Origin of the sequence: Shewanella sp. SW24, from assembly GCF_025653395.1 — a bacterium.
GTDB classification, from domain to species: domain Bacteria; phylum Pseudomonadota; class Gammaproteobacteria; order Enterobacterales; family Shewanellaceae; genus Shewanella; species Shewanella oncorhynchi.
The window spans coordinates 32681-54036 of the sequence record NZ_JAKKSH010000014.1 but is presented as its reverse complement, the minus strand read 5'-3'; the positions used below and the strand labels follow the sequence as shown (position 1 = coordinate 54036).

Annotated in this window: 20 protein-coding genes and 2 pseudogenes; 16 read left to right on the top strand and 6 right to left on the bottom strand. The window is 45.5% G+C overall.

Features of this window, described 5'->3' with window-relative positions; translation table 11 throughout:
- Positions 1 to 107: 107 nt before the first annotated feature.
- Positions 108 to 1268: a putative sulfate/molybdate transporter gene (locus L5M17_RS13080; RefSeq protein WP_263148003.1), complete on the top strand. Its 1161-nt coding sequence runs from the start codon at positions 108 to 110 to the stop codon at positions 1266 to 1268.
- 104 nt (positions 1269 to 1372) lie between these two features.
- Here the strand turns inward: L5M17_RS13080 and L5M17_RS13075 are convergent, their stop codons facing one another.
- Genes L5M17_RS13075 through L5M17_RS13065 form a run of 3 tightly spaced genes read right to left on the bottom strand, consistent with a single transcriptional unit; the run spans position 1373 to position 4136 of the window.
- A complete protein-coding gene (locus L5M17_RS13075; protein WP_263148000.1) occupies positions 1373 to 2365 on the bottom strand; it encodes a polysaccharide deacetylase family protein in 993 nt (330 codons plus the stop codon).
- A complete protein-coding gene (locus tag L5M17_RS13070) occupies positions 2362 to 3000 on the bottom strand; it encodes an ester cyclase (RefSeq protein WP_113940104.1) in 639 nt (212 codons plus the stop codon). The genes L5M17_RS13075 and L5M17_RS13070 overlap by 4 nt, the downstream gene beginning before the upstream one ends.
- Positions 3000 to 4136: an alkene reductase gene (locus tag L5M17_RS13065; RefSeq protein ID WP_263147997.1), complete on the bottom strand. Its 1137-nt coding sequence runs from the start codon at positions 4134 to 4136 to the stop codon at positions 3000 to 3002. The genes L5M17_RS13070 and L5M17_RS13065 overlap by 1 nt, the downstream gene beginning before the upstream one ends.
- Positions 4137 to 4247: 111 nt before the next feature.
- On the opposite strand from L5M17_RS13065, the gene L5M17_RS13060 reads away from it, so the two are divergent.
- From L5M17_RS13060 to L5M17_RS13050, 3 genes are all read left to right on the top strand, one after another.
- Positions 4248 to 5159 carry a LysR family transcriptional regulator gene (locus L5M17_RS13060; protein ID WP_263147995.1) on the top strand — a complete coding sequence of 304 codons (912 nt, stop codon included), beginning with the start codon at positions 4248 to 4250 and terminating at the stop codon, positions 5157 to 5159.
- A 408-nt stretch (positions 5160 to 5567) separates the two neighbouring features.
- Entirely contained in the window at positions 5568 to 6395 is an 828-nt protein-coding gene (locus tag L5M17_RS13055) for a hypothetical protein (RefSeq protein WP_263147992.1), read from the top strand.
- A gap of 96 nt (positions 6396 to 6491) precedes the next feature.
- On the top strand, positions 6492 to 6818 hold the full coding sequence (locus L5M17_RS13050; RefSeq protein WP_263147989.1) for a hypothetical protein: 327 nt from the start codon (positions 6492 to 6494) through the stop codon (positions 6816 to 6818).
- Between the two features lie 64 nt (positions 6819 to 6882).
- On the opposite strand, the gene L5M17_RS13045 is transcribed toward L5M17_RS13050, so the two are convergent.
- The gene (locus L5M17_RS13045) at positions 6883 to 8694 is read right to left on the bottom strand and encodes a PhnD/SsuA/transferrin family substrate-binding protein (protein WP_263147986.1); all 1812 of its coding nucleotides are present in this window, start codon (positions 8692 to 8694) and stop codon (positions 6883 to 6885) included.
- A gap of 215 nt (positions 8695 to 8909) precedes the next feature.
- Between L5M17_RS13045 and L5M17_RS13040 the strand changes: the two are divergent.
- From L5M17_RS13040 to L5M17_RS13000, 9 genes and pseudogenes are all read left to right on the top strand, one after another.
- Positions 8910 to 9511: pseudogene (locus L5M17_RS13040) on the top strand (response regulator transcription factor).
- 210 nt (positions 9512 to 9721) lie between these two features.
- The gene (gene fliB / locus L5M17_RS13035) at positions 9722 to 10906 is read left to right on the top strand and encodes a flagellin lysine-N-methylase (protein WP_263147984.1); all 1185 of its coding nucleotides are present in this window, start codon (positions 9722 to 9724) and stop codon (positions 10904 to 10906) included.
- Between the two features lie 430 nt (positions 10907 to 11336).
- A complete protein-coding gene (locus L5M17_RS13030) occupies positions 11337 to 11612 on the top strand; it encodes a hypothetical protein (RefSeq protein ID WP_263147983.1) in 276 nt (91 codons plus the stop codon).
- Positions 11613 to 11627: 15 nt separating this feature from the next.
- A complete protein-coding gene (locus L5M17_RS13025) occupies positions 11628 to 12179 on the top strand; it encodes a dihydrofolate reductase family protein (protein ID WP_263147980.1) in 552 nt (183 codons plus the stop codon).
- A 177-nt stretch (positions 12180 to 12356) separates the two neighbouring features.
- On the top strand, positions 12357 to 12932 hold the full coding sequence (locus L5M17_RS13020) for a type II secretion system protein (RefSeq protein WP_012088092.1): 576 nt from the start codon (positions 12357 to 12359) through the stop codon (positions 12930 to 12932).
- Between the two features lie 144 nt (positions 12933 to 13076).
- Entirely contained in the window at positions 13077 to 13601 is a 525-nt protein-coding gene (gene hslV / locus L5M17_RS13015; protein ID WP_006083300.1) for an ATP-dependent protease subunit HslV, read from the top strand.
- A gap of 19 nt (positions 13602 to 13620) precedes the next feature.
- A complete protein-coding gene (hslU, locus tag L5M17_RS13010; RefSeq protein WP_105251238.1) occupies positions 13621 to 14949 on the top strand; it encodes an HslU--HslV peptidase ATPase subunit in 1329 nt (442 codons plus the stop codon).
- A 197-nt stretch (positions 14950 to 15146) separates the two neighbouring features.
- The gene (locus tag L5M17_RS13005) at positions 15147 to 15533 is read left to right on the top strand and encodes a gamma-butyrobetaine hydroxylase-like domain-containing protein (RefSeq protein WP_063883307.1); all 387 of its coding nucleotides are present in this window, start codon (positions 15147 to 15149) and stop codon (positions 15531 to 15533) included.
- A gap of 109 nt (positions 15534 to 15642) precedes the next feature.
- Positions 15643 to 16227, top strand: a complete 585-nt coding sequence (locus L5M17_RS13000; RefSeq protein WP_263147976.1) for a DMP19 family protein — start codon at positions 15643 to 15645, stop codon at positions 16225 to 16227.
- Positions 16228 to 16261: 34 nt separating this feature from the next.
- Here the strand turns inward: L5M17_RS13000 and L5M17_RS12995 are convergent, their stop codons facing one another.
- The gene (locus tag L5M17_RS12995) at positions 16262 to 16738 is read right to left on the bottom strand and encodes a hypothetical protein (protein WP_263147975.1); all 477 of its coding nucleotides are present in this window, start codon (positions 16736 to 16738) and stop codon (positions 16262 to 16264) included.
- A 291-nt stretch (positions 16739 to 17029) separates the two neighbouring features.
- Positions 17030 to 17534: pseudogene (locus L5M17_RS12990) on the bottom strand (transposase); the annotation flags it as partial.
- Between the two features lie 209 nt (positions 17535 to 17743).
- Here L5M17_RS12990 and L5M17_RS12985 point away from each other — a divergent pair.
- From L5M17_RS12985 to L5M17_RS12975, 3 genes are all read left to right on the top strand, one after another.
- On the top strand, positions 17744 to 18181 hold the full coding sequence (locus L5M17_RS12985; protein WP_263142588.1) for a hypothetical protein: 438 nt from the start codon (positions 17744 to 17746) through the stop codon (positions 18179 to 18181).
- 701 nt (positions 18182 to 18882) lie between these two features.
- On the top strand, positions 18883 to 20448 hold the full coding sequence (locus L5M17_RS12980) for a cryptochrome/photolyase family protein (protein ID WP_263147973.1): 1566 nt from the start codon (positions 18883 to 18885) through the stop codon (positions 20446 to 20448).
- Between the two features lie 85 nt (positions 20449 to 20533).
- Positions 20534 to 21241, top strand: a complete 708-nt coding sequence (locus L5M17_RS12975) for an SDR family oxidoreductase (RefSeq protein ID WP_263147971.1) — start codon at positions 20534 to 20536, stop codon at positions 21239 to 21241.
- The last annotated feature ends 115 nt before the right edge of the window (positions 21242 to 21356 follow it).

Genomic DNA, 21356 nt, shown 5'->3' with positions numbered 1-21356 from the left:
ATTGAGTGACTCAATACGGTAGTTTGACTCTGTTTACCCCCCAAATCATCTGATTTTTATGGCATTTATTTTGCGTAGTCATAGCGTGTTCAATTACGGCAATCAGTATGACCTCGGGCAAAATTTCCCAAACAGTATCCAATCCTTCATTCAACCGTTTACTCGGTGAAACCAGTGGCGCTTTTGCCGACTTAGGCACTTTTTTACCTTTAGTGCTAGGGCTAATTGCCCTCAATCAATTTTCGCCCCAAGGGATATTTTTGGGGTTTGGTCTATTCGCTATTCTCAGCGCGCTGTTTTACCGTCGTCCAATTCCGGTACAGCCGATGAAAGTCATCGCTGCACTGGTGATTGCTCAGGGCTTAACCCCAGGCATGTTGCAGGCAAGCGCCATGTTAATGGGCATTATCCTGTTAATTCTCGCCTTTAGCGGCGCCATCACTTGGTTAGCCAAACAGTTATCCCAAGCTGTGAGTGTTGGCATTCAACTCGCCATAGGTCTGCAACTGATGTGGATGGGCACTAAGATGATGAGTGAATTTTGGCTGGTTGGCGTGGGGGCATTTGTACTGTTATTTATCAGTAAATTTTTGCCGCTGCGCTACCTTGCCATGCCCTTAGTCATAGCAGCGGGGATGATTTGGCAAGCAAGTACACAAACTAATTTAGCCACTAACTTTGATATTCAAGCAATGACAGCGCCATTTCAATTAGCGTGGCCGACATCAGTTGAATGGACCTCTGCCGCCCTTTTGTTGGTTTTGCCACAACTGGCATTAACCTTAACCAATGCAGTGATTGCTACATCTGTAATGGCACAGGAGAAATTCCCTGAAGATGCCGCCAAACTCACGCCCAAAAACTTCGCCATTAGCTCAGGTCTTGCCAACTTATTGCTCGCGCCCTTTGGTGCCTCGGCCATGTGCCACGGTGCGGGCGGACTTGCGGTGCAATACCATTTTGGTGCTCGCACTTATCTGGCGCCGTTAATTTTTGGCAGTACGTGCTTAATGATAGCCCTGTGCTGGGGTAGCAATATCGCTTGGCTATTAAGCCTTATTCCTATGGCAATCCTCGGCAGTTTACTGACCACTGCGGGGCTGCAACTGGCGTGGTCGAAACGCTTAATCGATGGTAAGCCCTTCTGTATCTTTGTGATTTTATCAACCGCGGTGACTTGCCTCGCTATCAACGCCGCTGCGGGACTTGCCGTGGGGATAATTCTGGAGCAAGGTCGCCGAACTTGGGCCATGTTGGCCATGCGTTAATCGCTTCCGACTCGCAGTAATAAGGGTTCCCAAAAACAAAAAGCGCGTTATACAACGCGCTTTTTGTTAACCATTCAAACCTCTTCTAACAAAGCTACAGCAGGCTAAAATGTTCTTGCAGGATTGGTCGGTGTGTCCTTTTGCGCCAGCGCCCATTTAGCAATGGCATCTTTACGCATAAAGCCTACGTTAGTGTGACCTTTAGCGTACTGAATAAACTTATCTAAAGCGGTCACAAGTCCAGGAGCACCACCTATACGGTCGTGCACACTGATCGACATCATCCGTCGCTGCGTCGAACCTTCTTGATAGAGCATATCGAACTCATCCTTTAGTTCCTGCAAAAAGGCCGTGGCCGTCATAGCAGTGTTGCCACCAAAACGTCCGATATCATTGTTACGTAAAGTGTAAGGCACAACCGCAAAAGGCTTATTTCCTACTGGGATAATTGAAGGTTCGTCCCGCGATAGGTCATCAATGTGATAAATAAAACCTAAGTCCTGCAAAATATTGAGGGTTTGAGTGCTGTGGCGCATCCAAAAGGCATTAAAACCTAAGGGGCGCTGACCTGTGATCCTTTGCAGCGTCTCAATACTCGCCACATAGGAGGCGCGTTCCTCTGCTGGCGACATGCTGTATTGTGGCGTCCACGTTTGTCCGTGACCCGAAATCTCATGCCCCTCATCTGCAACTTGTTTGGCAAGTTGAGGATGTAGCTCGGCGGCGCGCCCAACCATGTGAGAAGTCACCTTGATATTGTGCTTACGCCACAAGCGCAGCAGCCTTGGAATGCCTTCGTTCATACCGTAATCGTACCAAGTCGGGGTGATGGTATCTGGGTAGCCCTTTTCCATCGGCGGAAACGGCCCTTCGGCATTTTTATCTTGAGCACCTGCTTCAAACTGCATTGAGATTGAAATCACTAACTGCTCACCACTTGGCCAAAATATTTTGTTCATCCCACTGCCACCTGAACTTTTGGAGTCATTTTCTAAGGTATCTAATGATGGTAAACCAATAGCAAGCGCCGTTTGGCTTAGGCCGAACCCAGCAGCGATGGCGCCACCTGCCATTAAAAATCGTCGACGTTGATTCATGATTGAGTCCCTGCAGCTAATTGAGAAAATAGCGTTTGATAATCTTCGAGGTGCCAGTTATCTGTGATGAAACCATCCCGTACTCGATACATGTCAACAGCACGAAAATCGATTTTCTGCCCTTGGCCTTTTTGCTCACCAAAGACACCAGTAAAGCGGCCATTAAAACGCAGACGTACCACTGCACGATCGCCAACTATTAGCAAATGCTCAACTGAAACAGAGAGATCGGGGACCGCTGCCCTAAATGCCTTTGAGGCTTCGAGTGGCCCCGTGATTCCCTGTGCGCGGCCAGCGGGCAGAGTACGGTCGATAAAACCAGTCGCCAATGCGCCGTGGGCAAAACTTGCATCGCCCGTGTGCCAAAAACTGGCATATAACAAAGCGGCGCGGGCGATAGCTTGTGCCTGCGGTGATTGATCAGAAATCGTTTCCATTGCCGCTACTTTTGGCACTAACGCCGCTCGCACTTTAGCACTATCCTGTGTTGTTGCCCCTTGAGCGGCTAACGCATCCATGCTCAGACTTGCTAAGCTAAAACCCACAATAGCGATACCTATAAAGCCTGAAAACCATAGACTTAAGCTGAGCCAAGCGGGTAAGCGTTGAACATACAAAGTGTTAACCCGATCCATTATGCCACCTCATCGTCAGCGGATCGGATGACGGCTCTCAATGCTTCGTTGTGTGTAGGATAATCGGTATAACCCGCCGCACTACCGCCAAACAAGGGCCCTTTGTCGAATGCAGATAAAGGCAATTGATGCATTAAACGGTAAGGCAAATCAGGATTCGCAATAAAAGGTCGACCGAAGGCAACTAAGTCAGCATAACCGTTATCAATCACTTCATTGGCACGCGCCACATCATAGCGACCCGCAACAATAATGCTGCCCTTAAAGACTTTGCGCAGCTCGACTCTAAAGGACTCTGGCACCTGCGGCGCATCATCCCAATCCGCCTCTGAAAGATGTAAATATGCCACGCCCAATGCCGATAAATGCTTAGCCGCTAACAGAATAGTGTCTACAATTTCAGGACACGCCATATCTTTAAACGTCACGTAAGGGGCGAGGCGAACCCCGACTTTATCGGCACCAATTTTCGCACTCACGGCTTGGACAATTTCGAGTAAAAAACGAATGCGATTTTCCTGAGAACCGCCGTAGGCATCAGTTCTGTGGTTTGAATTGGTGCGTAAAAACTGGTCAATCAGATAACCATTGCCGCCGTGAATTTCGATGCCATCAAAACCTGCCGCAACCGCATTCACTCCCGCCTGTGCAAAATCGGCCACAACGCGGTCGATATCGGCTTGCACCATAGCCCTAGGTTCTGGGCAATCCACCATTTGCCCTTCAGGATGCGCTTCATCCACAATCCATACTTTAGTGCCAACGGGCGCAATAGCTGATGGCGCAATCGGGGCATTACCCTGCTGAAAAATCGGGTGCGATACACGGCCAACATGCCAAATTTGATTGAAGATTTTACCACCAGCCTGATGCACTGCCGCTGTGACTTTTTTCCAGCCCTCAATTTGCTCAGCGGTATACACGCCCGGCGTAAATGAATAGCCTTGACTGTCATCGGAGATTTGTGTCGCTTCTGTGATGATTAACCCCGCCGAGGCGCGCTGGGCATAATATTGCGCCATCAGATCATTAGGAATATTACCTGGCTGCCTAGTACGCGCCCGAGTCATAGGGGCCATCACGATGCGATTATTTAATGCCAGTGACGCTAATTTGTAAGACATGAATAGACTCATACACACTCCGAACCAGAAATTAAGATGAAACATCAGTGGTGCAATTGTGCATTAGTTAATCTATATTGATAATCAGGCTATTATTAAAATCATTTTCAAAAATAATTTGATATGTATCATTTAAACGATCTGCAATTAGCGCTGCGTATCGCAGCCTTAGAGAGTCTCTCGGCAGCCAGTAAAGAAATAGGCATGACGCCGGCAGCGGCAAGTGCCGCGCTGCAAAGATTAGAGAAAAAGCTAGGATGTCAGCTATTTGCTCGCTCGACGCGGCGCTTACAGCTCACAGAAGAAGGGCGGATTTTTCTCGATTCGGCGAAACCCGCACTGGCGATTCTCGAAACCGCCAGCGCCAATTTAGCCGAACACAGGGGTGAGCTTAAGGGCGAAGTACGCCTCGCGTTACCTTCGGATATTGGTCGCAGCCAGATCCGTGCTTGGCTCGATGAATTGATGGACAGCGCCCCAGAACTGACAGTGCAGCTGTATTTTGGCGATCATATGACAGACTTAATCGACCAAAATATCCATTTGGCTTTGCGCTATGGCCAGCTTGACGACTCAAACCTTAAAAGGCGTCAGCTCGCCATGACGCCAAGGGTACTGGTCGCCTCACCCGCTTATCTGGCACAACACGGCACACCAAGCACGCTAAATGAACTGAGCCAACACGCAGTACTGATCTTAAATCGCGGCGGTGAGCCGTGGCAGAAATGGAAGTTAAGTCATAACGGCGCCCCCGTTGAAATCGAAGTCAGGGGCCAACGTTTCTGTAACGATGGCGCAGTGATCCGCGACTGGGCACTCTCAGGTCGTGGAATTGCCTATAAGAGTTGGCTCGATGTGGCGCAAGATGTGACCGAAGGCAGACTCCACTTAGTGCTAGCCGATAAAATAGCCCCACCGATCCCACTGCAATTGGTATACCTACAAACCGATTATCCCAGCCATAAGATCCGTCGCACCATAGAGTTTTTAGTAGAAAAGCTCAGCCAGTTCTCCCAAAACTATCCACAGCCCTAAATTGCAAACGTCCAAAGTATCCGAATAGAAAACCACGATAAACAAGTGGTCATATGAAGAAAATAACCACCATCAAGTCGTTGCTAGATGATAGAAAACTAAAAGTAAATATGCCTTATAGGTTTAATGTCGTTGAGATGATGTAGTACCTGTGTCAACCAAAATGTAAGGCCAGAATACTCGAAATCAACGTCACTAATAATGCAAACGTAATGATAAAGCTAAAACGATATCAAGCAATTACCACCAAAGTTGTATAAAAACCACTACCCTGTCAAAACAAATTCCTATAGCATCATTCACACCAATTAACATCGTCGTAGCAGCCAAGTCGAACAACTGATTTATGTCGCGCAAACAACGCTACACATTAATACTCAGACGTTAAGTGAAAGCATTAATTCGAATATGGATAAGAAAGCGAAGAAAATATTATTCTCCACCTACTGGAAAAATGGATGGATAGACTCAAAAGATAGACTTTTATCTGATGGAGATTTTGAGTACGCAAAGTCACAAGGATTGATGTTTGATCCGATTTCGATTTCTCATGATGACTGCATAGATACCATTGCAAAAGTAGTAAAAACAATATCCAGAGCACAAATTGCTAAAGGTTTTTTAAGTAGCCTGACAACTCGCCGCTTAGACTTAAGATCTTCTTTATCATCCTATTCAATTGCCAAAAATATCCCAGAGCATAAATATACACCCGTTATATCCGGCACTTCATATTCCGACGGAAAACCAACTTCACACTCCTACACCTGCGGTGTATGCCGAGACAGCAAATACGGGATAAGGGGCAGTCACAACTATAACAACACAGATATAAACGTATTGAATTTCGAGCGTATCAAATGGGGTGGTGTCCGTCATGGCGATATTTTATATACATATTTTGACTTAAACCAATTTATAAATACGGATATCCCTGACCCAACTGATGAAGACTTAAATTGTTTCAAAGAAATATTAAGCACTATCGAAAGCTCGGAACCTACTGATTATCCCAGTGCCCTTGAAAAAAGATTGGCTAAGGTCGTAAAGTCCAGTAAAGCAGAAAGGCAGGTATTAATAGAAATTTTAGCCAGTATTGGAGTGTTACGACCAAGGAGCTACGATCGCCCTTCTAAAGGCAAAAATGACTGGGTGTTCGCTGAATATTGGCGAGGTGAAGATAAATACTGCCATAAAACTGTCGATGAATATTTTGGTAAATATCTACAGTTATGAATGAAGTGGATCAGAGATCAAGCGAAGGCTTTTCCATCCCAAAACTAACCGCAAATAAGGCGCGGGAATGACTAGCTGTATCACAAAAGGTGCGTAATGCGTTTAGAATTAACTCTCAAGAACATGTTGGATAAAATTGAATCTTTAGATTGGAAGTGGGATGTATATATACCTTCTAATAAAGAAATTAATGACTCGATATTATGTCTTGTACTTGACGATGACACAGAAGAAGATCGTGGTAGTGATGATGAACCAATTTACCCAACATCTATTGGCTATAAAAGCTTCTTAAGTGTGTCAGATTTGCAAAGTATTAAGAGTAATTTGCTGCAACAAAATTCTGAAGCTAGGCTAAATGAATTAATTAGTGCAGCAAAATATTATTATGAAAATGATGCTTTTATTAATATTAACCGCTAACCAATAAAAGCTGTCGGATGCTCCGCTAATGCGCACATTAAGGGTTACTCATAAGTGTATAACCCTATCCCTTGGGAAGCACGACTGTCACCACACAGCCCTGTTGCCAAGGCAGTAAAGCTTGCGTGGATTGCTGACAGTTTTCGATTTGAATGCTGCCGTGATGGCGGGTGACCACATCCTTACAGATGGCTAAGCCAAGCCCTAATCCCGCATCTTTGGTTGAGGCAAAAGATGCCATCAACTCACTCGCCTGCCCCTGTAGCCCTTCGCCATTATCAATAACTAACACTTTGATTTCATTTGGATGATAATAGATATCGATCCATAATTGACGCACACGATTATCGCCGCAGGTTTCTAACGCATCTAAGCTATTTTTTACTAAATTGACCCACATTTGGCTTAAACCAACGCTATCGCCCATCAGTTCAAAGGGCTCACCCTGCACTCGCACATTCACTTGCACATTGGCGCGGTCTAGCTCGCGCCGCAACAGAGCTAAAGCTTCTTTCACCACTGGCACTATATCTAAAGGTTCGGCCTTGGCCTGACGCCGCTTGAGTAAACCGCGAATACGATGCACAACCGCTCCAGCGCGAATCGACTGCGCATTAATTTTACCGAGTACATCATAGAGTTCCGGATTATCTTGCCCAAGCCTTTCCAATTGCAGCATGGCGCCTTCGCTGTATTGGGTAATCGCCGCTATGGGTTGATTGAGTTCGTGCGCAAGACCCGCGCCAATTTCCCCCAGAATTGCCGCACTTTGCAGCCGCTCAAGCTGCAATGCCTTGTCCTTTAATTGGCGCTCAGTGCTGACTAAAAACTCACTTTTCTGGCGAAATTTATATTCAAGCCACAGGTGATAAATGGTGGAAATAATAAAAATTAACAACAGTGCGCCGCCCCACTCTTTATTTTTTGCCATCCATTTATATACGGTTTGATAGAGTGGCGGCGATGCACCTTGCAGTTGCAACTCCTTAAATAACTCAATCACTTTCAACTGACTCACGGGTGCAGTCCAGCCCAAGGTATCGGCGGTAATTGCTGCAATATGATCGGCGGGTAAATCGAATAAGGCACGGGTAATCGCCATCGTCAACTTAGGAGAAACCGTATCCGCCGCAGCGAATGACCAGTTTGGGTATAACTGAGTGCTCACCTCGCAATCATATCCTGCAGGCGTGGCAGGATGGATAACACGATAATCACCCTGATTAACAAGACCCGTTGCGATCATTTCCTCTAAGGTACAAAAAGGCGCTATTGCGGCGTCGGCACTGCCATCTCTGACTTGATAGATAAGCGGTTCTAACGGGAACCCGAGGAAGCGCACTTGCCCAAAAAACTGTTCGGGTAAAAAACCCATTTTATGCAGTAACCCCATTGCCGCTTGATACCCCCCCAAGGCCTGCGGATCACTGGCGACCACATTGCGCCCGCGTAAATCCTGCAAGGTACGGATAGGGCTGTCGGCGCGGACAATAATGGTCGCACCTATGGTAAAAGTACTGCCTTGATGCTTCCGACTCTTCATTGTCGCAAGCCAAGACAGCGGGAAGTTGTTACTTAAATGCAGATATTGCCCAGGGTTAGTGACGATAAACTGCAAATCATGCTCAAGTAACTGACTACGCATGCCATTAAAATCCACAGGCACAACTTCAAAATGACTATTAGGCACTTGCTCACTGAGGTAATCCATCATAGGTTGCCAACGCTGCTTGGCCTGTAACACGCCATGGTTTGCCAGCACTCCGACTCTAAAATGGTTAACTTCTGTCGCTTCGTTGGCATAGGACGGATTAAGCCCAATGATACTCAGCAAGAATCCCATCAATATCGCTTTACACCAAGAGTCAATCGTCATCGCCTCTATTACCCACTCTTATATGCCATTGTCATTAAACGACTTTAGCTCGCAGATAAAAATCAAGCTGTGAAATGCCGCCAAACTCTGGTTTCTCCCCTAAGATAATCGGCTAATTTAGTGATGCACCTCCCAAGACCTAGGCTTAAAATTGAGCTAGACACAGACGCGGCTTAAGCTGATATAGCGATCCACACATGCCCACAAGGAAATCCATGTCTACAAAACTGCCGCTGTATTTAGTCGATGACGATGAAGCGATTCTGGATTCGCTGGGTTTTATGCTCGGACAATTTGGCTACCAAATACAAACCTTCAACAGCGGCCGCGACTTCCTTGAGCACTGTGCATTATTACAGGCGGGCTGCGTGATTTTAGATAGCCGAATGCCGGAAATCACCGGCCAAGAAGTGCAGCAAAAACGCTCGAAACCCACAGTCCGCTTGGCGTCATCTTTCTCACTGGCCACGGCGATTTACCTATGGCGTTAAGCGCCTTTCGTAAGGGGGCCTGCGATTTTTTTCAAAAACCAGTGTCCGGCAAGGCATTAGTACAAGCGATTGAAAAGGCGCAGCGTGAAAGCCAAGCGGCCTTCGAACAGCAAAGTCTGCAGCATAAGTTTGACCAACTGACTGAGCGCGAACAGCAAGTGTTAGCCCATGTGATCCAAGGCATGACTAACAAGCAAATATCGGAGGCGATGTTTTTATCCCTGCGCACGATTGAAGTACACCGCGCAAAAATCATGAAAAAGCTCGAAGTGAACAATATGGCAGAGCTAGTGCAGCACTTAGGCAATCTGAATTCTGTTTTATAAATAATGAACCAATATGCAGTGCGAAATAAATGGCATTCCAATGAGCGTATAAGTTTTAATCAAAGAACTTCTATCGCACTAGTTGATGAGAGTAAAATATTAATTGTACCTAAATTGGCTTAGATCTAATCGGCATTTAACAAAACTGGAATAAGGGAGTTTGATTTGTTACCTTTGTCCTAAATTACTGTAAATTTAACGAAATTACCGATGGACAACCTCATAATAAAACCCGGTTATGTCACTCAATTCCAATGTGTTGGACCAGAATGTGAAGACAGTTGCTGTTACGATTGGCGAATATCATTTGATAAAAAGAGCTATAAAAACACGATTAAACACCCACTGCTCGCTACAACGGCAAAGACTGCATTTATTGAAACAAAGAAAAGTACAAGCGATTGGGCCGACATTAGACTTGATGCGCAAGGTTCATGCCCATTTGTTAACGAACATAAGCTTTGTGACATCCATGCAAAAGCGGGTGAACAGGCCTTAAGTCATACATGTAAAACTTATCCAAGGATCCACAAGGTCATTGGCGGTAATAAATACGAAAGCCTCTATCTATCTTGCCCAGAAGTCGCTCGCTCAGTGTTATTTAATCCTAATGCTTTCCAATTTGATTCCAATATAAGTGGCATAAAACAGCCTTCAACGCCAAGTCCTACGTGGCTAGAAAAAACCCATGAATACAGTCTCGACCTATTATTGAATTTGGGAGGTGGTTGGCAACAAGCACTGCTGGCCATAGGGCTATTAATCAAGGTTAGTGACCAAGTCCGTCAAAATACCTTACCAATAGAAGAACTAGATAAGCGCTTACAACAACTAAAATTGTATGCACAGTCAGGCGCATTGGCAGAGCAATATAAGAACTTACCTTATTCCCCACTGCCGCAGACGCATGCCTTTATTACTGTTCATAATGAGTTGTGTAAAACTCATTCTAGAGGTGTACGCGCAAGATTTACGTCGTTAAATCAGGCTGTTGCTGCACTGTGTAATGAAGAAAATAGTTATCAAATTGATGCGTTGAATCAAGCATGGACTGAGCATGCAGTACCCGCATTGGTTAACTATACGGAACTTTTTGAACGATACATTTTATATTCAATTTACCACTACCATTTCCCCTTACTAGACTCACAGCAATTATCTTGGGAAGCATTCCGTTTACTCGTACTCGATTGTTTTATGATCCGCAGCTATTTATCTGCAATAGCCTTTAAAAATAAAGGACTATCTGAAAGTGATATTGTGATGTGCTTTCAGCTTTATCAAGTCGTTAGGCAGCATAAAATTGAATTTGTACAAAGCATGAGCAAAACATTAGAGGAATGCGGAATAGACAGTGTGCCAGCCGCAATTTGCCTTTTAAAAACAAATATCTAAACGTATAAACAGCATCGCGCTGTAGCAAGAAGAGAACATATAGCGAAGTGAAGCAATATCACAGGTGTGAAGCTTCACTTTGCAATATAGATTTACCCTGTAAGGTGGGCTTGCTGCATAAAAAATTAATCCTACCTGCGACAAGCTGTCGCAGTTTGTGCATTTGGCTTTGTTAAATATCGTATCAGCCCGCACAATCACACCATAGGTTCCTTCCTTTGTGCCCCGCGGGCGCTCAAGAAATCCACTGCTTTTTGAACCTCCACCCGAGGGTAACTATACCCTCGGGGATTTTTTTGCTTCCATCTGCGAATGCCTTCCTCCAAGATAACAACTAAAGTGGAAATGGAACGATCCAATTCTAGTTCCGTCTGCAAAGCAGTTATATACTTTCCAACCGTCTCAAATAATAAGAATCATGGAAGAGCGAATGTTCAAACCTTTAATATTACTCAGCTTTAGCACCTTAGTCTTGGCCAGTATGAGTGGCTGCGTTGGGCCACTTAATTCAAAATGTGATACAAATTCCCCCTACAGCAAACAAGAATGCAATGCAGCCGACGCCGCAGTTTATGTTGCGGCGGTTATATTGGAAGGCCCAGATAAAGGTCAAACGTGTAACGATATGTCGGGCAAAGCAAAACAAGACTGCCTCGCTCAACAACAAGCACTGAAAGAATCATTAGAGAAACACGCTCGAAAATAGCATTAAGGAAGATGAATGAAAGCCTCCGTTTTTATTGCCGCGACCCTCGACGGTTATATCGCAACGCCCGATGGGGATATCGACTTTTTAAATCAGCACCCCGGTACTAATCCCGATGAAGACTTTGGTTATCATGCCTTTATCGACACTATCGATGCGATTGTAATGGGACGAAAAAGCTTTGAAAAAGTCCTCTCCTTCGATTGTGATTGGCCCTATGTAAATATCCCAGTGTTTGTATTAAGTCGCAGCGGTGTAACAGTACCGTCGGCGTTAAGTGAGCACGTGCAAGTGCTAAATGGCGATGCAGCAAGCATTAGCGAGCAACTCAAAACCCGTGGCTTTAAGCATCTCTATATCGATGGCGGCCAAACAATCCAAGGCTTTTTAGCGGCAGGGCTAATTCAGGAACTCACGCTCACTCGCATCCCCACTTTACTGGGTAAAGGTATTCCACTCTTTGGCGACTTAGCTCAAGCGATTCAATTAATGCCCATCCACACACAGCAATACGACAATGGCTATGTACAAACCCGCTACCGCGTCATAGACAAAAGCACTCTATAAGTCGTTGAGATAGGCGATGACATATATGCCGAAGGTGAACCCTGCCATTTTTCGGCTTGCCATCTTACTGTAGAGCCATGTAACAACAATGTTAAACAACTAGATATTATCAATGACTTACTGATTGCAAATCAAAGTTCCGTTAGAATATTGTCCTCTAACAGATAGGTGAGCAATATGAGTCGTTTGCAGTCATCGAAGGGCTTTACATTAATTGAGCTGGTTGTGGTCATTATCATCCTTGGGATCTTGGCCGTCGTCGCAGCACCACGGTTTTTAAACCTAGGCCAAGATGCCCACGATGCCAGAGCCAAAACCGCATTTGCGGCCTTTGCCTCTGGTGTTAAGCTTTATCACAGTTGCTGGCTTGCGGGCGGTCACTCTGGTTATACCCAAGATCTCGCCTGTTATGGTGACGGAAAACTCGACTCGACCACCACAGGATTTCCACTGGGAATAGAGACTGCAACCGCTGATGCCGGTGCTAAATTGCAGGGCGATTATTGTGGTCAGTTATGGCAAGGTCTTTTGGCTAATAATGAATTTGTCATTGCCGATCAATACTCTTGGCGCACAGTTCCCAATGTCGACATTGTTTACTGGTATGGTGCCGTCGACATAAAAGATCCCAATGCTTACTGCATTTTCAACTATGTCTCGGACGATCGCAGCTTCGGCAGTGAAAACTGGGATCTTAAATACTATCCCTTCGATGGCCGCACTATTGTAGGTCGATCCACCCTTTCCCAGTAAGCGCTTATTTTTATTGCTAAAGGAGCGCGAAAGATCGCAAACTCCTTTGGCATTTGCCGCGATTACTTGAATTATTGTCATCCATCCCCATATATATCCCATCATCCACCGCAACTTTTGCTGCGGGCCAGAAGAGGATTCATTGTGACCACTATCGTATCAGTACGCCGTAATAATCAAGTTGTCATCGCCGGCGATGGCCAAGTCTCCCTAGGCAATACCGTTATGAAAGGTAACGCCAAAAAAGTGCGTCGCTTATATCACAACAAGGTACTGGCAGGTTTTGCAGGCGGCACCGCCGATGCTTTCACCCTATTCGAGCGTTTTGAGGCCAAACTTGAAATGCACCAAGGCCATTTATTGCGCTCGGCCGTTGAGCTCGCCAAAGATTGGCGTACCGACCGTATGCTGCGTAAACTCGAAGCCCTATTAGTCGTGGCCGATGCGGAAACCTCGCTTATCATCACAGGTAATGGTGATGTCGTTCAGCCAGAACACGACTTAGTCGCCATTGGTTCAGGCGGCAACTATGCCCAAGCGGCGGCCCTTGCACTATTGCAAAATACTGAGCTGTCAGCCTTAGAAATCGCCGAAAAATCCCTGACTATTGCTGCGGATATCTGCGTATTCACCAATCAATTCAAAACGATTGAAGAACTCAATTACTAAACAGCCCGTGAGGAATATTATGTCTGAAATGACCCCCCGTGAGATTGTCCACGAGCTGGATGCACACATTATTGGCCAACAAAAGGCCAAACGTTCTGTTGCTGTCGCCCTGCGCAACCGCTGGCGCCGGATGCAACTTGACGCGGATTTCCGTCAAGAAGTCACCCCAAAAAATATTCTGATGATTGGCCCAACAGGCGTTGGTAAAACTGAAATTGCCCGCCGTTTAGCCAAGCTGGCGAACGCGCCTTTTATCAAGGTCGAAGCGACTAAATACACAGAAGTGGGTTATGTCGGTAAGGAAGTCGAGCAAATCATCCGCGACTTGACCGATATCGCCATCAAGCTGACCCGTGAACAGCAAATGGGCAAATGTCGCCAACGCGCTGAAGAAAATGCCGAAGAGCGCATTCTCGATGCCCTGTTGCCTAAGCCGAAAAACGACTGGGAAAGCACTGAAACCGATTCCAACTCAAATACCCGTCAAGTCTTCCGCAAAAAGCTACGCGAAGGCCAATTAGACGATAAAGAAATCGATATCGATGTGGCCCAACCGCAAATTGGTGTCGAAATAATGTCGCCTCCAGGCATGGAAGAAATGACCAACCAGCTGCAAAGTCTGTTTAAAAACATGGGCCAAGCACCAGCAAAACGTCGCAAGATGAAGATCAAAGAAGCCTTTAAGCTATTGATCGAAGAAGAAGCAGCCAAACTGGTCAATCAAGAAGATTTAAAAGAACAAGCCATTGAAATGGTTGAGCAACACGGCATAGTGTTCCTCGACGAAATCGACAAAATCTGTAAGCGTGGTGAAACCTCCGGCCCAGACGTTTCCCGTGAAGGCGTACAACGTGACTTACTGCCGCTGATCGAAGGCTGCACAGTCACCACAAAACACGGCATGGTAAAAACCGACCACATACTATTTATCGCCTCTGGCGCATTCCAGATGTCTAAACCGTCGGATTTAATTCCTGAATTACAGGGTCGTTTACCGATCCGTGTCGAGCTAGATGCGCTATCAGCCAATGATTTTAAACGCATTCTAACCGAGCCACACGCCTCGCTCACCGAGCAATATATCGCGCTGATGGGCACAGAAGGCGTGAAAGTTGAATTCAGCGAATCGGGTATCGACAGCATTGCGAAAGCCGCATGGCAAGTGAACGAGCGCACCGAAAACATCGGCGCCCGTCGTTTACACACTGTGATGGAAAGGCTGATGGAAGATATCTCCTACGAGGCATCGGAAAAATCGGGCTCCGCCTTTGTTATCGACGCCGACTATGTCAGTGCCCACTTAGACAACTTAGTCCAAGACGAAGATCTCAGCCGCTTTATCCTCTAGTACTAAACTGTTCACCGCCAAGCCCAAACAACTTGGCGGTAAACGACGACTCAAATGCAAAAGTGTGACTCAAACGAAAAAGCCTGACCAAGGCTCTCGCTTACCCTTTGTATCCTTGGCCGCGAGTGGTTACATTAGTCAGGTGTTATTTTAATGAGTCGTTATCCTATCCTTAGCATTTTCTTGGTAGCCAACCTATGACCACAGCAACGCCCAATGTCACCGATCTTAAACTGAAACGTAAATCACGCATTCTAGAAATCAGTTTCGACAATGGTGAGCAATATCAGCTCAGCTGCGAGATGCTCAGAGTCTACTCGCCCTCGGCCGAAGTGCATGGTCACGGTAATCCAAAGCTGGTCACCCACAAGAAAAACGTCAACATCAGCGCCATAGAACCCGTCGGTAATTACGCAGTGAAAATCGTCTTCGATGACGGCCACGACACAGGCCTATTCTCGTGGAAAGTCCTCTACGATCTCGCCACCCACCAAGTGGATCTATGGGAAAAATACCTCGCCCGCCTACGCGCAGAAAAAGCCTCACGCGAACCGCTGATTGCGATGAATATAAAGTACAACTAGTACGTTAGGTAAAATTGTGGAATGTAAACTCTAGAAACAGAGAATTTAACAATGGGTAGCTTGTGAAGCTGTGAGTTCTCTTACTGACTTGAGTATCAAAGGAAAGACCATGTCGGAAAAAATCCCCTGCCAAGAATGTAACACCTTAATCCTTCCGAGTACCGCCGAGAAAAATGAGGGTTTATGCATGCCCTGCAAAAATGGCATACGTGCAAACCTCGAGCGTGCGAAGGAATACTACCAACAAGAGCGTGAACTCGATAAAACCTGTCCCTTTCGAGCCTTTTGGCGAGTTCTTGTTGTAAGGGTACATAACAAAGATCAAGGTTTTTATACGCTTAGACCAGAGGAACAAAACTACTATGCGGTGAACTGCTTATCTGGCGAAGTCTATAATGGTGGATTTATTCAGTATTTCGACAACTCTTCAGGTGAGCATTACGCCTTTGCTGAACGTGGACTTATCCAAATGGGAGCAAGCCACTCGTTAAACTTACTGCACCAAGCAAAACAGGCCGTGTTTGGCGAAAAGCCAGTACCAATCGACAGAGATCGTCGTTTAGCCGCAACCGATAACCAAGACCTGTACAGCGTACTCGATAAGCTCGATGACGAGTTTTATAAAGATCTAGATGATCTCGATGCCAAGCTTGAAAGCTACGCCCTTGATTACGGACTGGTAAATAAGACTTAACTGGCGATTGTCGGTAATCACTTACAGATAAAAGCTATCCTTGGCAGAAATAAGCATAATTGAGCCTATCTTGCTGACCCCATACCGCACTCCAGCCATTCACATCGCTCATATAAGCGAAATAAATGGACTGCGTTTTAAGACAAACATCTTGAAATGGCGCTTTATTCTTATTAATAAAATGCGCCGACCTAACCAGCACATCGGCACAAACGTCTTCATCCTCCACTAGCCAAATAAAATCATCACGCCATTCATCCAGTACTATCGCTGCCTCTGGGGAATAGAGTCTCAACTTATCTTGAGCGAGTACCATTTGCTCTGGAGTCACAGAACATGAAACCGCCAACTTATCGAATACACCTGAACCGCCAGCCCAAAAAGACAAATCAAATTCCAACCTATCCTCTAGCGGCGTAAAACCCAATAAATTTTCGATAATCATCAAACTTTTAGCTAAATCGGCATCTGGCCTTTGGTAACGCTTTTCAATCCCATCATATTCCCGCATACGAACTAAGCTCCTGCTGCGTTAAGTGACGCATTAAAATTGAGTAACATACTATAAAATAATAACTTTTTGATCAATGTACTCAACGATTAAGACTATTACGCCAGTGACTCGCCGACTTTGATGTAAAAATGAGTTATCCCTAAGCGCTCGATGGCGCCATTTGCAGCATAAGGAAGTGCGAACACCGCGAGCACATGGTCAAGGATAATGAAATGAAAATTATCAGGCCTACCATTTTAAATCAGCAACTTCATCAAGTAAGGCCTGTGATTTAAACCATCCCTCCTAAAAGCGGCCTGTACAGTTATTTTCTTGATTTTCTTGATTTGCTTGTCTTGCTATTAGCTCATTCAAACATCGCACTCTTTTGAAAACTTAGGCATGAAATATCGCATAATCGGCTGCGGTAAATTGCAATTGAATGCTTTAATCGGTTGACCTCATGCGCCTCAACTAACTCTCCTTAAACGGATTTTTGTGTTAATTCATCGCCTTTAAACAACTTATGCCACTGCTCCAGCACTTCTCAGTCAGTCCAACGATTGGCACTGTCGATATCGACCCGCAGCACCACATGTAGATGATTCGACATCACCGCAAAGGCTGCAACATCGATAGCAAAAACGGCTTCAAGTTCAAACAGTAGTGACTCAACCCAACTACAGCGATGGCCATAATTTTTCCCAGAATAGGCATCATCGCCACATAAAAAAGCACGCCGCACAACGCAGCTATAGCAATGGTAACAGGGAGTGTCTTCAAGGCTTATCTGAGTTCTGAGAGGACGCGGCATATAAACCTCCTTGTTTAATGCTTATAGTCGGAGGTTAACTACCACGCCATTTAAGCTGGGTGTCTTGAAAACAGCTTCTTTGTAGGCAACCTGAAAGTGCATTATATTGTTGCTCTAAAATGGATGGCCAGATTTATTATTAGCCCTGCATATGTGATAAAACAGTTAAACCTTCGCTGGAAACAAATCTTAGAAATGGAGTATTGTCAGTGACAACGAGAACGGAATTACTCAATAAATTAAGCGCCTTATCGACCGCCGATCCAGAGCACTGTCCGGTAGTGACATTAAATGAGTACTTTTTAGAAAACGAAGATGAAGAGTCTATCGCACCCAATAATTGGGGTTATGGTCGACCGTCCATCAAAGAAATCTATCGTTGCTTTAAAGAAATCGAACATAGGTCAGATGTGCAAGGTGTTTATGTTGGGATGCACGATGAATGGTCCGAAGCACTTGAGGATGATGAGCTATGGCCTGCAGCTGAGAACATTCATATTCTTACCTGTGCGCTTCTGGCGGAAGTGGAAGAATGGATTGAAGGAATCGCGGCAGATGGAATGGAGACAGGCTGGCCCTATGGCGAACATCAACTATCCCCTAAGCCGTATGCTGGCTATCATGTCTATACAGTATATTGGGATTAGTGGTTAGCTATCTCACTGTTTATGTGAATTTTATTGCATCATACAACCCCAAAACATCGGTCTAGGCCGATGTTTTTATATCTAAGGATACCAATCTCATTTTTGTAATATAAAACGTGCTCCACCAGCCTTATTATATGAATTAGCTCGTGTTATTTAGACTCCCATTGTTAAATTTTAAAAATGGAGTGTTAGTACTCTTTTTAAATACTAACAAACAACACTAAAACTTCAGAAGTTCACCTGCGAAGTTGCTGAAGGGCGTTGAAGAAAATCGCATGAGCGAGGCATGGATGCCGAGTTAGCTTTCGGATTCTTTATTTAATTAATAGGGATGTACCACCGTAAGCGTTAGCGATTTTGAATAAGCACGAAGCCCTGCTTATAAATAAAGAGTTAATGCATGTAACTTCGCTAGGGTGAGTGCTGCGAAACAGCGGTACAAACGAGAGCCAAGGATGACGAACTGGCAGTTAGACATGGACGTTGTTCGGCAAGGGCTCTTGATTGAGAATCAAGGGGTGAAGCCCCCGACTTTGACTTCGCTTTAAAAACTATCAAACCAAGTTTAGATAAACCTCCTTGTCGAAATCACGACAAATACCCTGCTTTGTGATCCTCACTGCAACCCAATTCGTAATGTCCGGCAATATCCCATCGCGAAATGCTTAACCGCGAAAGTCATTCAACGAGTCCACTTAATGCAATTACAGCAATTCCATACAGTCAGGTTAATTTTAGGCGATCAACTCAATGCCCAGCATTCTTGGTTTAACCGTGTTGATGATCAAGTGCTGTATGTGATTGCAGAATTGCACCAAGAAAACACTTATGTAACCCACCATGTGCAAAAAATATGTGCCTTCTTTGCGGCAATGGCGCAATTTGCCAAAGAGCTGCGTGCGCAAGGGCATCAAGTGCTTTATTTGAATCTAGATGACACTCATGATGGCACCCAAGGCTATAGCGATCTACTGACTCTAATTCAACATCAAGTGACACAGGTTGGCGCGATCAAGTTTGAATACCAAAGGCCTGATGAATACCGCCTACTTGAGCAATTAAGTCAGCTTAAACTCAACACAGCCGTGGTGAACTGTGTCGATACTGAGCACTTTATCTTGCCCTTTGACGAAATCGATGCGCAGTTCCCCGTCGGCAAACACATTATGATGGAGCACTTTTATCGCCGCATGCGTAAGCGTTACAACATCTTGATGCAAGACGAAAAGCCACTCGGTGGGCAATGGAACTTTGATGCCAACAACCGTCAGAAGCTTAAAACTCAGGATATAAAAGTCTTGCCAGCGCCATTGATGTTTAGCTTCGATGTAACTGAAATTCTCGCTCGGCTTGAGCGTCATCAAATTCCGACCATGGGTCGCATTGATGCACCATTGCTGTGGCCGATAAACCGTGCGCAAAGCCTCGAATTATTAGCGTATTTTTGTCAGGTTTGCTTGCCTTCCTTTGGCCGTTTTCAAGATGCCATGACAGCGCAACATCCTGCCAAGTGGAGCTTGTACCATAGTCGGCTATCATTCAGCCTTAACAGTAAATTAATCAGCCCGTTAGAAGTCATCAATGCGGCCATCGACAGTTATCAAACGAATGCTGAGATTGATATCGCTCAAGTCGAAGGATTTGTGCGGCAAATATTAGGTTGGCGAGAATATGTTCGCGGCATTTACTGGGCGAATATGCCGCAGTACGCCAGCACTAATGCGCTCGATGCCCATGGGACGCTGCCCGATTATTTTTGGCATGGCAACACTAAAATGAACTGCATGCGACAAGCCTTATCTCAATCATTAGATTTTGCCTACGCCCATCATATTCAGCGCTTAATGGTGATCGGCAATTTCTGTTTATTAACCGAAATCGAGCCAAATCAAGTCGATGAGTGGTATTTAGGCGTGTATGTTGACGCCATCGAATGGGTTGAAATGCCCAACACCCGCGGCATGGCCTTGTTTGCCGACGGCGGCATTGTCGGCACTAAACCCTACGCCGCCAGCGGCTCTTACATTAATAAAATGAGTGACTACTGCAGCGGGTGTCATTACAAGATAAAAGAGCGCAGCGGCGCACTTGCCTGCCCGTTCAATAGCTTTTATTGGCGCTTTATGGACAAACACCGCGCGCGATTGTCACAAAATCCTAGGATCGGCATGCTATACCAGACTTGGGACAAAATGGACGAGTCCGTAAGGAGTGCCATATTAGCCACAGCGGAACACAACCTCGTTCACCTAAACCGTTTGTAGCTGAGTAATGCTAAGCGTGACTCATTGATATAAAGAGTTTGATATAAAGAATTTGATATAGATATTTGGATAGGGAGAGTTTGCTATGAAAGTACTTATCGTCGGCGGGAGTGGGGGTATTGGCAAAGCCATAGTTAAGCAAATTCAAGAGTCATATCCCGACGCCACTGTGCACGCCACCTACTGGCATCATCTTCCCCAAGACAGGCAGGAGAAAATCCAATGGCATGCCTTAGATGTGACCAATGAAGCTGAGATTAGACAGCTAAGTAAACAACTCACTGAATTAGATTGGATTATTAACTGTGTCGGGATTTTACACAACCAAGATAAAGGGCCAGAAAAAAGCCTACAGTCACTGGATATCGACTTTTTCCAGCACAATTTAACGCTCAATACCCTGCCCAGTGTCATGCTGGCTAAACACTTCTGCCATGCCTTAAAACAAAGTAGCTCGGCAAGATTTGCGGTGATATCGGCGAGAGTCGGCAGCATTACCGATAATAGATTGGGTGGCTGGTACAGCTATCGCGCCTCAAAAGCTGCGCTGAATATGTTTCTCAAAACACTGTCGATTGAGTGGCAACGCACCATGAAACACGGCGTGGTGTTGTCTCTGCATCCGGGCACGACAGACACGCCATTATCTCAGCCATTTCAACAGAGTGTCCCCAAAGGCAAATTGTTTACACCTGAGTATGTCGCAAACTGCTTACTGCCCATCATTGCCAATGCTACACCCGCACAAACAGGGCGTTTTTTTGCCTACGATGGCACAGAGTTACCTTGGTGAAATAAGCTGAAGAGCAAGTCAAGCAGCGGCAACTCCGATGGAGTCTTTCTAAATTAATAAATCAAAGCCGAGGGTTTTAACGCCTTGATAGGATGATGCCCCCAACGCACACCCC